Source organism: Microbacterium caowuchunii (assembly GCF_008727755.1).
GTDB lineage: Bacteria > Actinomycetota > Actinomycetes > Actinomycetales > Microbacteriaceae > Microbacterium > Microbacterium caowuchunii.
Genome location: NZ_CP044231.1, coordinates 80443 through 93529, shown reverse-complemented (window position 1 = coordinate 93529; position 13087 = coordinate 80443). Strand labels below are relative to the sequence as shown.

12 protein-coding genes are annotated in these 13087 nt (G+C 72.6%); 4 read left to right on the top strand and 8 right to left on the bottom strand.

The annotated features are described in order from the left end of the window. Positions 1 to 83: 83 nt before the first annotated feature. Positions 84 to 938 carry a hypothetical protein gene (locus F6J84_RS00420; RefSeq protein WP_150970460.1) on the bottom strand — a complete coding sequence of 285 codons (855 nt, stop codon included), beginning with the start codon at positions 936 to 938 and terminating at the stop codon, positions 84 to 86. Positions 939 to 1098: 160 nt separating this feature from the next. On the opposite strand from F6J84_RS00420, the gene F6J84_RS00415 reads away from it, so the two are divergent. Further along, a complete protein-coding gene (locus F6J84_RS00415) occupies positions 1099 to 1605 on the top strand; it encodes a septum formation family protein (protein ID WP_150970458.1) in 507 nt (168 codons plus the stop codon). A gap of 33 nt (positions 1606 to 1638) precedes the next feature. On the opposite strand, the gene F6J84_RS00410 is transcribed toward F6J84_RS00415, so the two are convergent. From F6J84_RS00410 to allB, 6 genes are all read right to left on the bottom strand, one after another. After that, positions 1639 to 3012 carry an amidohydrolase family protein gene (locus F6J84_RS00410; protein WP_150970456.1) on the bottom strand — a complete coding sequence of 458 codons (1374 nt, stop codon included), beginning with the start codon at positions 3010 to 3012 and terminating at the stop codon, positions 1639 to 1641. 44 nt (positions 3013 to 3056) lie between these two features. Beyond that, complete coding sequence (locus tag F6J84_RS00405) at positions 3057 to 4370, bottom strand: allantoate amidohydrolase (protein ID WP_150892858.1); 1314 nt, start codon at positions 4368 to 4370, stop codon at positions 3057 to 3059. Then, the gene (locus F6J84_RS00400) at positions 4370 to 5554 is read right to left on the bottom strand and encodes a pyridoxal-phosphate-dependent aminotransferase family protein (protein ID WP_150974613.1); all 1185 of its coding nucleotides are present in this window, start codon (positions 5552 to 5554) and stop codon (positions 4370 to 4372) included. Before F6J84_RS00400 ends, F6J84_RS00405 begins: the two co-directional genes overlap by 1 nt. Before the next feature lie 105 nt (positions 5555 to 5659). Further along, on the bottom strand, positions 5660 to 7249 hold the full coding sequence (locus F6J84_RS00395; RefSeq protein WP_150970454.1) for an AtzH-like domain-containing protein: 1590 nt from the start codon (positions 7247 to 7249) through the stop codon (positions 5660 to 5662). Beyond that, a complete protein-coding gene (locus F6J84_RS00390) occupies positions 7246 to 8340 on the bottom strand; it encodes an acetamidase/formamidase family protein (RefSeq protein WP_150974612.1) in 1095 nt (364 codons plus the stop codon). Before F6J84_RS00390 ends, F6J84_RS00395 begins: the two co-directional genes overlap by 4 nt. 32 nt (positions 8341 to 8372) lie before the next feature. Continuing rightward, complete coding sequence (allB, locus tag F6J84_RS00385; RefSeq protein ID WP_150970452.1) at positions 8373 to 9719, bottom strand: allantoinase AllB; 1347 nt, start codon at positions 9717 to 9719, stop codon at positions 8373 to 8375. Between the two features lie 122 nt (positions 9720 to 9841). Here allB and uraD point away from each other — a divergent pair, with 122 nt between their 5' ends. Beyond that, positions 9842 to 10366: a 2-oxo-4-hydroxy-4-carboxy-5-ureidoimidazoline decarboxylase gene (gene uraD / locus F6J84_RS00380; protein WP_150970450.1), complete on the top strand. Its 525-nt coding sequence runs from the start codon at positions 9842 to 9844 to the stop codon at positions 10364 to 10366. Further along, a complete protein-coding gene (gene uraH / locus F6J84_RS00375) occupies positions 10363 to 10695 on the top strand; it encodes a hydroxyisourate hydrolase (RefSeq protein ID WP_150970447.1) in 333 nt (110 codons plus the stop codon). Before uraD ends, uraH begins: the two co-directional genes overlap by 4 nt. A gap of 13 nt (positions 10696 to 10708) precedes the next feature. On the opposite strand, the gene F6J84_RS00370 is transcribed toward uraH, so the two are convergent. After that, on the bottom strand, positions 10709 to 11275 hold the full coding sequence (locus F6J84_RS00370) for an adenine phosphoribosyltransferase (RefSeq protein ID WP_238702546.1): 567 nt from the start codon (positions 11273 to 11275) through the stop codon (positions 10709 to 10711). A 94-nt stretch (positions 11276 to 11369) separates the two neighbouring features. On the opposite strand from F6J84_RS00370, the gene F6J84_RS00365 reads away from it, so the two are divergent. Continuing rightward, the gene (locus tag F6J84_RS00365) at positions 11370 to 13064 is read left to right on the top strand and encodes a glycoside hydrolase family 13 protein (protein ID WP_150970445.1); all 1695 of its coding nucleotides are present in this window, start codon (positions 11370 to 11372) and stop codon (positions 13062 to 13064) included. Positions 13065 to 13087: the final 23 nt, after the last annotated feature.

The following is a 13087-nucleotide window of genomic DNA, read 5'->3' as shown; positions in this document are numbered from 1 at the left end:
CGACGCTATGCGATGTAGATTTCACGAACACTGGCGCTCGTGTTTCGGCACCGTTACACATCTGCGGGATGCCCCGCCGCGGATCAGAGCGCGCAGGCGTCCACGAAGAAGCCGTACATCCGCTCCCGGAGCGCATCGGATGCGGCGAGCACCAGCCGGCCGGTCGACCCGTCCTCGGTCTCGACCAGGAGGGGGATGCGGGTGCCGACCTTGTCCTCGGCGAGGGCATGGGCGTCACATCGGTTGGGCACCATCGGCACCCGCAGCGACGAGGGCGGGTCGGACGCCGAGACCGCGATGTCCAGCGGCGCGCTGGGCACGGCACGACCCTCCTGCGCCGGGGACAGCAGCGTCGTCCCGGCAGCCTCGAGGAGCCGCACGGTCCCCTCCCGGCCGGTCGGCACGATGTCGACCACGAGCACGGCCTCGGGGACGCCCGGCGTCCAGAGGAAGTCGGCGCTGCCTATCGTGGCGACCTCGGCGACCCGCGACGCCAGGCAGCCCTGTCGCCAGAGCGCGGGGAGCCGGTCGTCCCCACCGGGAAGGGGCAGGCGGGCATCCACGTCGTCCGCCCCCTTCCGGTACGTCAGCTCGACCGTCCCGGTGACCGGCGGGTCCGCGGCGCAGTCCGGCGGGACGAGCGGCACGCGCAGGTCCACCGCCCTCCCCGGCGGCACCGTGGCCGTCCGCTCGCCCGGCCAGGTCATGGGTTCGGCGAACCCGGGGGATTCCAGGCGCGCGCCGGTGATCTCGAGGGGCTCCGACCGCAGGTTCTCGACCGTGATCGCGATGCGCCCCGCCGCCACGTCGGTGCGGGGCTGGTAGACGGCGACCGCGATGTCCTCGGGCGCGGACGCCGCGCCCGCACAGCCGACGAGCCCCGCGGCGGTCACGATCAGTGCGAACGGCCACGCGGCGCTTCGCGATCGCAGGGCCACGTCCCTCCCCTTCGCAGCGGATGGTACCGCGTCCGCGGGCACGGCGTCAGGGGCCACGGCCGCGGACGTGCACCCGGATACCCTCGGAACCTGCGCTCCACCCCCCGGGAGCCGCCGGACGCCTCCCCCGCGCGTCCGCCGTCTGGAAAGCGAGTCCGCCATGCCCGTCACCCGTCGCCTGCTCCCCGCGGCCGTCGCCCTCGCCGCCGCGGCGCTGCTGGGTGGGTGCGCCCAGGTGGGCACCGCCCTCGAAGCCGACGACACCGCGACGCGGGACACCGACAGCGGCGAGGTCACGGCCAGCGGGAGGATCGACGTGTTCGCCCTCTCCGTGGGGGACTGCCTCGACGACCAGAGCGAGGAGCAGGTGTACGACGTGCCGGTCGTCCCGTGCTCGGAGCCGCACTCCTACGAGGTCTTCCACGAGGCCGTGCTCCCGGACGGGGCGTGGCCCGGCGAGGAGTCCGTCTGGGCCGCGGCGGACGAGGCCTGCTACGCCGCCTTCTCCGACTTCGTGGGGCTCCCGTACGAGGAGTCCGTCCTCGAGTTCACGTCGTACACGCCCACGCAGGTGAGCTGGGAGGAGGGCGGCGACCGCATCGTGTCCTGCATCATCGGCGAACCGGGTGTGCAGAGCACGGGCAGCCTCGCCGGAGCCGCCCGCTGACGTCGGCGCGGCGGAGCCACCCGCTGACCGGTGTCAGTGCGGGTGACGGCCGAGGCGCTCGGCGACCCGCGGCAGGCTGTCGTGCAGCCGCGCGCTCGCCTCGGCCGCACGCGGATTGGTCGAGACGCCGCCCTCGCTGACGAGCTCGCCCCCGACGTACACGCGCGTCAGGTTCCGCAGGCCGCAGGCGAGCACGTAGCTGCGCACCGGATGCCAGAGCGGTCCGACGTCCGGACGGCGCGGGTCGACCACGACGAAGTCGGCGTACTTCCCCACCTCGAGGCTGCCGACCCGGTCGGCGACGCCCATGATCTCCGCGCTTCCCAGCGTGTGCAGCCGGAGCACGCGCTCGGGCATCATCGACAGCGGATCCTTCGTGCGGGCCCGCTGCATCACGATGCCCATCCGCATGTTCTGCCAGGGATCGGAGACGTCGGTGCAGGCCTGGTCGTCGAGCCCCATCCCGACCTTCATGCCCTGCTCGATCATCTCCGGGACGAGCGCGACACCGGAGGCGAGCCGGCCGTTCGAGGCGGGCTGCCACGACATGCTCGCCCCGCCCGCCGCGGCCTCCGCAATGATCTCCGGTGTGGTCTGGATGAAGTGCCCGAACATCATGTCGGGTCCGAGCGCACCGGCATCCGCGTACATCCGGAACTTGGACTGCTGCAGCGGCACGGCCTCCGGGGACTCGAGGAAGTGCGCCTGGTTGGTCACACCGAACCGGCGCATCGCCTCGACCTCGATCTCGGCGGCATCCGGACGCGGCGACCACTGCACCTGGCCCATGATCGACGCGCCGAGTGCGTAGGCGGGATCCATGGCCCGCGTGTGGGCGACGGCCGCCTCGAACCGGGCGAAGATCTCCTCGTCGGTTCCGGCGGTGGCGTCCATCCCGATCGAGTCCACGAAGCGGATGCCGGCATCCAGGCAGCCGTCCGCCTGCCGGGTGTGGTACGCCGGTTCGCGCAACGGAGCGGTGCCCTCGCGCCGCCCGTCGACCATGGACTCCCACGCCTGGAGCGGATCGGTGAAGTTGTACGCGGTCGTCACGCCGTTCGCGAGGAAGTCCAGGGCGCCGTGCAGGGTCGACCAGTAGATGTCCTCCGCGGTGGCGTGCGCCGTCATCCCCAGCATCGAGTCGCACCAGCCGTAGAGCGTGTCGGCGACGCCGAGGCCGCGCAGGCCGCTCGTGAACAGGTGCGAGTGGGAGGACACGAACCCCGGGGCGACGAACGCCCCCGCGACGTCGAGCACCTCTCCGGCGGCCGCCGCGGGCGGGTCCCCGGCACCGAGCGCGACGATGCGGCCGTCCTCGACCCGCATCCAGCCGCGCTCGATGTACCCGGGGTCGTCGGTCCCGGCCGGGACCGTGATCAGGCGGGCGTTGATGACGAGCAGGTCCATGGGGTCCTCGGCAATCGTGGGGGTCGGTCGGGTTCGTCGGTCGGTCAGGCGCGGCGGTCCGCGGCGAGGTGCAGCACGGACTCGGCGAGCGCACGGATGCCGAGCGCCACGTCCGCGCCGGAGACCGACTCGTCGCGGTGGTGGCTGATACCGTCCGGGTTTCGCAGGAACAGCATCCCCACGTCCGTGATCGCGCCGATCGACATCGCATCGTGACCGGCGCGGCTGAAGATCACCGCGGGGTCCTCGGAGCCGGTCGCGCGCGTCGACGTGATCCCCTGGCGCACGACGTCCTGCAGCAGCGGCGCGCACATCACGGCGGCCGCGTCGTGCACCTCGCGGGAGTGCCAGCGCAGGCCGCGGCGCCCCATGATCGCGTCGAGCTCGTGCGAGATCGCGTCCCAGACGTCGTCGCGGTGGCCATCGAACTCGCCGCGCAGGTCGAGGGAGAACCGGGCCTCGCCGGGCACGATGTTCACCGCACCGGGGAACGCCTCGAGCTGCCCCACGGTGCCGATGATGTGATGCTCGGCCTGACAGATCCGCTCCACCGCCAGCGCGGCCTCGCTCGCGCCGAGCAGCGCGTCGCGGCGCATGTCGTAGGGCGTGCCGCCCGCGTGACGCGCCTCGCCCTCGACCACCAACTGGAAGCGGCGCGCACTCGCGATGGACGAGACGACGGCGAGCGCCTCCCCCCGGCGGTCCAATTCCGGTCCCTGCTCGATGTGCGCCTCGAGGTAGCCGACGAGCTCATCGGGCCGCCGGGCCGCCTCCCCGATGCGCGCGGGGTCGAGTCCGAACTCGAGGAAGGCCTGACGCAGCGTGGTGCCGCCCGCATCCGTGAGCGCCCACCAGTCCTCGTCCCAGAGCCCGGCCACAGCGGAGGAGCCGAGCAGCGCCTTGCCGAACCGGGTGCCCTCCTCGTCCGAGAACGCCACGACCTCGATCGCGAAGGGCAGCGCGGACCCGTGCCGGCCGTCACCCACCGGGGTGCGCAGCAGCCGCGCCACCTCGAGGCCCATCAGCACCCCGACGATCCCGTCGAAACGTCCGGCATCCGGCACGGTGTCGAGGTGCGACCCGATCATGAGCGTCGGGGCGTCCGGCGACAGCCGATCGCCCTCGATCCGGTCGAGGCGCCCGACCTGGTTGCCCGCGGCGTCCTGCCGGGTGCGCATGCCGAGCTCGCGCATCCACTCCGCCGCGAGGCGGTTGACCCGCGCGTGCTCCGGCGAGAGGTACACCCGCTCGATCCCGTCCGGTGCGGCCGAGACGCGCGCGAGCTCCTCGCAGCGCGCCATGACCCGCCGGGCGGCGGCGGCGATCCGATCGGGCGCGACCTCGAGCAGGACCGTCATCAGCCTCGCCCCGCGAACACATCGGCGGCGGCCTCGACCCCGGCGCCGGCGGGCACGGGGGCTCCGAAGCGGCGCAGGATGGCCTCCAGTGCGGCGAGGGTCGTGAGCACGGCGTCCTTCCGGGCGTTGTAGCCCATCGTGCCGATCCGCCAGACCCGTCCGTGCAGCGGACCGAACGAGGTGCCGATCTCGATCCCGAAGTCCTCCAGCATGGCCTGGCGGGCGATGTCTCCGGGCACGCCCTCCGGGATCATGACCGCCACGACGTTGTTCATCTTGTGCGCGACGTCGCCGAACACGTCCATGCCGAGCGCGCGGACGCCGGCGAGCATCGCGGCGCCCGCCACGCGGTGGCGTTCGATGACAGCATCCCGGCCCTCCCCGAGCAGCACCCGGGCGCATTCGCGCGCCGCGTACAGCATCGAGGTCGCCTCGGTGTGGTGGTTGAGCCGGCGCGGACCCCAGTAGTCGAGGATCATGCCGAGGTCGAAGTAGTTGGAGCGGACGAAGTCGGATGCGGACGCGTCGCCCTCCTCGCGGATGCCCGCCTCCACCTTGGACCGGGAGCGGACGACCTCCACCGCCCGGTCGGAGAGGGTCAGCGGGGCCGAACCGCTGGGACCGCCGAGGCACTTCTGGAGGCCCGCGGTCGCCGCATCCAGGCCCCAGGCGTCGGCCTCGAAGGCGTTCCCGCCGAGCGAGGCGGTCGCGTCGGTGTAGAACAGCACGCCGTGCTTCGCGCAGATCGCGCCGATCTCGTCGAGCGGCTGGTTCATCGTCGTCGAGGTGTCGCCCTGCACGAGCGCGAGGAGGGCGGGCTTCACCCGCACGATCGCCTCCTCGATGGCGGAGGCGGGGAACACCTGCCCCCAGGCGGTCTCGATCGTGTGGACCTCGGCGAGCGCGCGCTCGGCGATCTCGGCCAGCAGGTGCCCGAAGCGTCCGAAGACCGGCACGAGCACGCGATCACCCGGACGGATGAGCGAGACGAGAGCCGCCTCGATACCCGCACGGGAGGTGCCGTCGATCAGCACCGTGGCCTCGTTGACCGTTCCCCACACCTGCCGGTAGAGATCCTGCGTCTCGGTCATCGCGTGGGTCATGAACGGGTCGTACTGACCGACCAGCGGCGCGGACATGGACCGCAGCACGCTGGGGTACGCCGAGATGGGGCCGGGGCCCATCAGCAGACGTGCGGGCGGGTCGATGGGGCCGGGGGTCGGGTGGGTCACGATGTGATCTTCCTGTGTCGGGATGCCGGGGAGGTGGGCGCGGGGGGCGATCCGCGGTCAGAGCGCCCGCACCGCCGCGGCGAGCCGGCGGGCGAGGCGGACGAGGGCGATGTCGGTCCCGCTCCGCGAGACGAGGCAGACTCCGACCGGGGCGGGGCCCTGCGCGGCCTGCACGGTCAGCAGCGGAACCGAGAGGGCGGGGAGCCCGCCGATGGCGGCCGGTGTCGTCATCCGGAGGGTCGCCTGGCGCACCGCGTCGACCCGGGCGCCGTCGGCCGTCCGCGAGGGGGCGGGGCCGGGAACCGTCGGCAGCAGCAGCACGACGTCGCGGACCGTCTCGTGGAGGCGACCGCGCAGGTCGTCGAGTCGCGCGCGGGCCGTCGCCTCCTCCGCGGCGGTGACCCGGCTGGCGGCGCGGAAGCGCTCGGCGACGGCAGGACCGGTGGCGCCCGGGTGGGCACGCAGCCACTCCGCGTTGTTCCGCCACGCTTCGGCCGCCTGCACCGTGCGGAACGGCTCGAAGTGATCATCGAGCGGACCGAGCGCGACCCGGCGCAGCACCGGCGGATCGTCGGATGCGGCCAGTCGCGCCAGCAGGGTGTCGAACGCCGCGCGGGTGTCGGGCTCCACGGCATCCATCACCTCGTCGGGGACGGCGAAGCGCCAGGGCAGGTCGTCGCCGGACTCACCGTACACGCTCTCCGTGGAGTCGGAGCCGTCGTAGCTGAGGCACCAGTCCACGACCCGCTGGAGCGTGTCGCCGTCGCGCGTGAGCCAGCCGACCGTATCGAAGGACTGCGCGAGGGGCAGGAGCCCTTGCCGGGGTACGAGGCCGTGGGTCGTGCGCAGGCCCCAGAGGCCCTGATAGGAGGCGGGCACCCGGACGGAGCCGGCGGTGTCGGTGGCCAGACCGATCTCGGCCTGGCCGGTGGCGACGGCGGTCGCCGGGCCGCTCGACGAACCGCCCGGCAGGGCTCCCGGCAGCGCGCCGTTCGGCGGCGTCCCGTAGTGCACGTTGTCGCCTGCGATCGAGTACGCGAACTCGTCGGTGCGGGCGATGCCGCGCAGGGAGGCCCCGCCCCGCAGCAGGTCGGCGACCGCCGGTGCGGTGGTCGTCTCGGCGCGGGCTGATTCGAGGTAGGCCGGGTTGCCGGCACCGATCCGGTAGCCCTTGATCGCGAAGAGGTCCTTCACCGCCACCGTCAGTCCGCGCAGCGGCCCCTCCCAGGCTCCCTGGAAGAGCGGGTCGCCGACCGTGCGCCACACCGACCGGTCGAACGCCGGCGCGCGCGGCGTGACGTGCGCCGCGGTGATGACCCAGCGGTCGTCCTGGCGCTGCCAGAGCTGCGTCTGCAGCCCGGTGCCACCGCCGTGGTAGCGCGACACGGATACCAGCAGCGCGACCCCGTCGGCGAGCGGTCGGTACTCGATCCGTTCGATCTCCCGCGGCGGGACCCCGCCGCGGACACCCCGGAACGCGCTGATCGTGTCGTGCCCGACGAGGAGCCCCGCTCCGTCCCCGCGCATCGTGCCCGGCCCGGTCGCGAACATCTCGTCGAGCACCGCCAGGTCGTTGTCGAGCACCGCGCGCTCGTAGCGGTCGAACGCGGAGAACAGGTCGTCCGGGATGTCGAAGACCGCGGTCATCGGGTCTCCTCCCCCGTGCCGGCGACGTCCCGGGCGGCTGGGACGTCCACGGCGGCGAAGTCGGCGAGCCGGATGCGGGCGTGCACGCCGCAGACGATGTCCACCACCTGCGAGATGTCGAAGTCGGTCGCGGCCGAGAGGTAGGCGTAGGCGAGGTGCTCCGCCATCCCGTACCGCGCCTGGAGGAGCGTCAGCGCCGCCCGCACGCACCGTCGCATGGCCTCGCCGAGGTCGGGGTCGAGTCCGGTGGGCACGAGGTACTCCGCCGTGCGGACCAGGGGTCCGGCGACCTCGCCGAACTCGGCGAGCGCCTCGGCGCGGGGGACCACCTCGAAGCGCAGGGTCGCGCGCAAGGACGCCTCGAGGGCGGTGAGGGCGACCTCCCCGTCGCCCTGCGCGAAGTGCGGGTCGCCCACGTACGCGAGCGCGCCCGGGACCTGCACCGGCAGGTAGAGCACCGCTCCCTCGGTGAGCAGGTTGATGTCGATGTTGCCGCCGTGCGTGCCGGGCGGTACCGAGTGCGGGCGCTGGTCGCCCGAGACGGCGACCCCCATCGTGCCGAGGAAGGGGGCGAGCGGGAACTCCACCATCCGGTCGCCACCCTCCACGAGCGGCAGGACGCCGACGAGCCCCTCGGGGCGGGACTCCACGGGGGTGAACACGCTGACGTTGTGCTCGCCGCGCGGAAGCTCGCCCACGAGCGCGCCCTTGCCGTGCCGGTTGGAGATGACCCCGTAGGGGACGCGCGGCAGGAGGTTCTCCACCGTGATCTTCAAGAGGTCGCCGACCTCGGCGCCCTCGATGTGCAGGGGACCGGTGACGACGTGCGGGCCGTCGGCCACGACGTCGCGCGACAGCGTCCGCGCGATCCCGATCGCGTCCTGCAGGACCTGATCGGCGGGGACCCCGTGACCCGTGAAGAACAGCAGCGGATCCTTGCCCTGGTCCTCGAGGACGCCCTCGTGGGAGACGGTGTCGATCGTCACGGTGTCGCCCGGCGCGATGCGGAGCACCGGAGCGTCGCTCGCGCAGGGCAGCCGGCCCCACATCACGGTGTCGACGGCGGCGGGCAGGTAGTGGTCTCCGGGCATGGGCCCGGTTCCCGGCTGCAGGATCTGGAACGTCACGCGGCTTCCTCCTCGATCGCGGCGATGATCTCCCGCCCCGGGCGGGCCACGACCGGCTCGCCGCGGCGGTACACGGGCTCGCCGTGCACGTATGTCGTCTCGATGAGCCCGGTGAGCGTGCGACCGTGCCAGGGCGAGACGGGGTTCCGGTACTCGAGGTCGGCGGCATCGATCGTGATGCTCGCCCCCGGCCGGAAGACGGCGAGATGGGCGGGCCGGCCGACGGCGATCGTGCCGCGCGCACCGAGACCCGCGATCCGTGCCGGCCCCGTCGTCATCAGCGGGATGAGGTGCTCCAGCGCGATGCCGCGCGCGAGCGCCGCCGTGTGCACCGCGGACAGCCCGGTCTGCAGCCCCGCGATCCCGCCCCAGGCGAGCCCGAAATCCGGCTCCGTCTTCAGCGCGACGGTCGAGGGCGAGTGGTCGCTGACGATCGCATCGATCGTGCCGTCCACGACCCCGGCCCACAGGAGGTCCTGGTTGGCGCGATCGCGGATGGGCGGGCAGCACTTGTGATCGGCCGCACCGTCCGGCACCTCGGCTGCATCCAGGGTCAGATAGTGCGGGCAGGTCTCCACGGTGATCCGCACCCCGTCCGCCTTGGCTGCGGCCACGTCGGCGAGCGCCGCGCCGTCCGACACGTGCACGATGTGCACGCGGGCGCCGGTGCGACGGGCTGCGGCGATCACGGTCCGGATGGCGTCGCGCTCGCTCTCGGGCGGGCGCGACGCCAGGAAGTCCTCGTAACGGACCCCGAGCGGGCCGTCCGCGTGCAGATGCGCCGGGTCCTCGGCGTGCACGATGAGCAGTCCGTCGAAGGCCGCGAGCTCGGCGAGCGCCGCCTCCAGCTGTGCGGGATCGAGGTGACCGAACTCGTCGATGCCGGAGGGCGACAGGAAGCACTTCACGCCGACGACGCCCGCCTGGAACAGCGGATGCAGGGCGCCGAGGTTCTCCGGCACCGCTCCTCCCCAGTAGGCCACGTCGACCGCGAGCTTGCCGGCTGCCGCCGCGCGCTTGACCGCCAGGGCGTCCGGGCTCGTCGTGACCGGCGAGCTGTTCAACGGCATGTCGACCACCGTGGTCACGCCGCCCGCGGCCGCGGCGGCCGTACCGGTGGCGAATCCCTCCCATTCGGTGCGGCCGGGCTCGTCGAGGTGCACGTGCGAGTCGACGAGGCCGGGGAGCAGCACCGCGTCGTCGGGCAGCACGGTCTGCGCATCCGGGTCGAAATCGGTGACCGCCGCGATCCGGCCGTGCGCGATGTGCACGGTCGCGGCGTGGAAACCGCCGTCCAGGAACACGCGCTGCGCGGCGATGGCGCTCGGCGGAGGAGGTGTCATGCCGTTCACCGTAGAAGGTCTGCGTTTCGCGAATGTAACCAGCACCAACATCTCCCTGACCCATGCTCCTTCGCAGACCCGACGAAACGCGAGCGACATGCGTGCCCAGTAGGGTGACGCGCATGCATCTCGACGAGTTCAACGCGCTCGATCCGGCCGCCGCAGCACAGACGGTGGCCGTGTGGGCCGCCGTCCCCGGCTGGGTGGACGCCGTGGTCGCAGCGCGCCCCTACGCCTCGGCGGGCGCTCTCGCCGCCTACGCCGGTCAGCTCGCCGCGGTCTGGTCGCGCGCCGACCTGGACGCGGCGCTCGCGCACCATCCCCGGATCGGCGAGAAGCCGACCGGAACCGGTGCGGAGGCTGCCGCATCCCGCTCGGAGCAAGCAGCCATGGCCACGGCCGAGGACGACATCGCCGCCGCGATCGCCCAGGGCAATCGCGCCTACGAAGCACGGTTCGGGCGCGTGTTCCTCATCCGCGCCGCCGGGCGCACGCCCGGCGAGATGCTGAGCGAGCTGAAGCGCCGGCTGGAGAACGACGACGAGACCGAAGCCCGGGAGGCGACCGCCCAGCTGGCCGAGATCGCGCTGCTGCGCCTGCGCACGGCGATCGACGCGGATGCCGCCGAGCCGGAGGAGGCCGAATGACGCACCTGACGACCCACATCCTGGACGCGACGCGTGGTGCGCCCGCCGCGGACGTGTCGGTCACCCTCGCCCGGCATCTGCCGAGCAGCGCGGCTGAGCCGGTCGCCGCCGGACGCACGGATGCGGACGGGCGCCTCGCGATCGGGCCCGACGTGCTCGCACCAGGCACGTACGCCCTGACCTTCGCGACCGGGGAGTACTTCGCCGAGCTGGGCGTGGAGGGCTTCTACCCGCAGGTGACGGTGACCTTCACGGTCACGGATGAGCGGCACTACCACGTGCCGTTGCTGCTGAGCCCGTTCTCCTACAGCACCTACCGCGGCAGCTGAGCGGGTCGGCGTCTCAGCCGCGGAAGATGTGGTGCAGGCGGGGGTCGCCGAGGATCTCGCGCCCGCCGAGGCCCTCCAGCTCCATGAGCACGGCCGTGCCCGTCACGACGCCACCCACCCGGGCGACGAGGTCCTTCGCGGCGGCGATCGTGCCGCCGGTGGCGAGCACGTCGTCCAGCAGCAGTACGCGCGTTCCGACCGGGATGTCGTCGTGCATCTCGATGGTCGCGGTGCCGTACTCGAGCGTGTAGTCGGCGGATGCCGCGGGGCGCGGCAGCTTCCCGGCCTTCCGGATCGGCACGAGACCCACGCCGGCGGCGATGGCCACCGCCCCGGCGAGCAGGAACCCGCGCGCCTCCACACCGGCCACGACGTCGAACTCCCCGGCGAACGGGGCGATCAGGGCGTCCGTGACGGCGCGCAGCGCCGGGCCGTCCGCGAGCAGCGGCGCGACGTCCCGGAAGAGGATGCCGGGCTTCGGGTAATCGGGGATCAGGGTGATGAGACTCTCGGCCCGCTCGAGCGCCGGAACGAGGCCGGGATCGGCGGAGGTGAAGCGGTCGGAGTCGGTTTTCAGCACCGGACAACCTTAGCCGCCGCTCCCGTGAGGAAGCTGCGACCATCCAGTCACCCACACGGATCGAATCGTTACGAAAGGAGGCTAATCTGGGGGGATGACTTCGACGCCGGACGCTGCATCCCCCGTCCCCGCCGCTGACGCGTTCACTCCCGCGCCCGGTTCCGAATGGTGGCGCACAGCCGTCATCTATCAGATCTATCCGCGCTCCTTCGCGGACTCGGACGGTGACGGCCTGGGCGACCTGCCCGGCATCACCTCCCGCCTCGGCGCCCTCGCCGACCTCGGCGTCGACGCGATCTGGCTGAGCCCGTTCATGGTCTCGCCGCAGAAGGACGCCGGGTACGACGTGGCCGACTACTGCGACGTCGATCCGCTCTTCGGCACCCTCGCGGACTTCGACGCCATGCTCGAGCGCGCGCACGGGCTCGACATCCGCGTGATCGTCGACCTCGTCCCCAACCACTCCTCGGATCAGCACGTCTGGTTCCAGGAGGCCCTGCGCTCCGCTCCCGGCAGCCGCGAGCGCGCCCGCTACATCTTCCGCGACGGCCGCGGCGAGAACGGCGAGCTTCCGCCGAACAACTGGGAGTCCGTCTTCGGCGGCCCGATGTGGGACCGGGTCACCGAGCCGGACGGGACGCCCGGCCAGTGGTACCTGCACATCTTCGACTCGTCGCAGCCGGACTTCGACTGGACCAACCCCGAGGTCCGCGAGGAGTTCCGCCGCATCCTGCGCTTCTGGCTCGACCGCGGTGTCGACGGGTTCCGCGTGGACGTCGCGCACGGCCTCATCAAGAAAGACGGCCTGCCGGACTACACGCCCGCCGACGACGCCGACTCGATGGGCGGCGAGGAGCAGGACGTTCCGTACTGGGGTCAGCCCGGCGTGCACGACGTCTACCGGGACTGGCACCTGGTGCTCGAGGAGTACCCCGGCCACCGTGCGCTCTGCGCGGAGGCGTGGTTGCCGACGCCCGACAAGACCGCCCTCTGGGTGCGCCCGGACGAGATGCACCAGGCGTTCAACTTCCCCTACGCCATGACGGAATGGGATGCCGCGGCCCTGCGCACGGTGATCACCGACTCGCTGCGCGCCTTCCCCGCCGTGGGGGCGCCGGCCACGTGGGTGCTGTCGAACCACGACGTCATCCGCCACGCTTCCCGCCTGGCCCTGACCGCCCCGAGCCCGCAGGGCGAGGGCATCGGACCGGACTCGGTCGCGCAGCCGATCCCCGAGCTGGGCCTGCGGCGGGCGCGTGCCGCCACGACCGTCATGCTGGCGCTTCCCGGTTCGGCCTACCTCTATCAGGGTGAGGAGCTCGGGCTGCCGGAGGCGATCGACATCCCGGACGACGCCCGTCAGGACCCGACCTGGTTCCGCACGAACCACGAGAAGTACGGCCGCGACGGCTGCCGCGTGCCCATCCCGTGGGAGGCCGGCGCTCCCGCCTACGGCTTCAACCAGACCGGTCTCGCGTGGCTCCCCCAGCCTGCGACGTGGGCGGACTACGCCCGCGACGTGCAGGAGGGCGATGCCCGCTCGACACTCGAGCTCTACAAGCACCTGCTGGCGGAACGGCGCGCGCATGAGCTGGCGACGGCGCCGCTGGCGTGGCTCGACGGGTACCCGGACGACGTGCTCGCCTTCCAGGTCGGGACGATCACGGTGATCGCGAACACGGGTCCCGCTCCGGTCGAGCTCCCGGCCGGCCGCATCCTCGTGGCGAGCGAGCCGTTCGAGGGGCGCGAGCTCCCGGCCGACACGGCCGTCTGGCTCACGACCGACTGACGTCGAGACATCATCGAAACGAC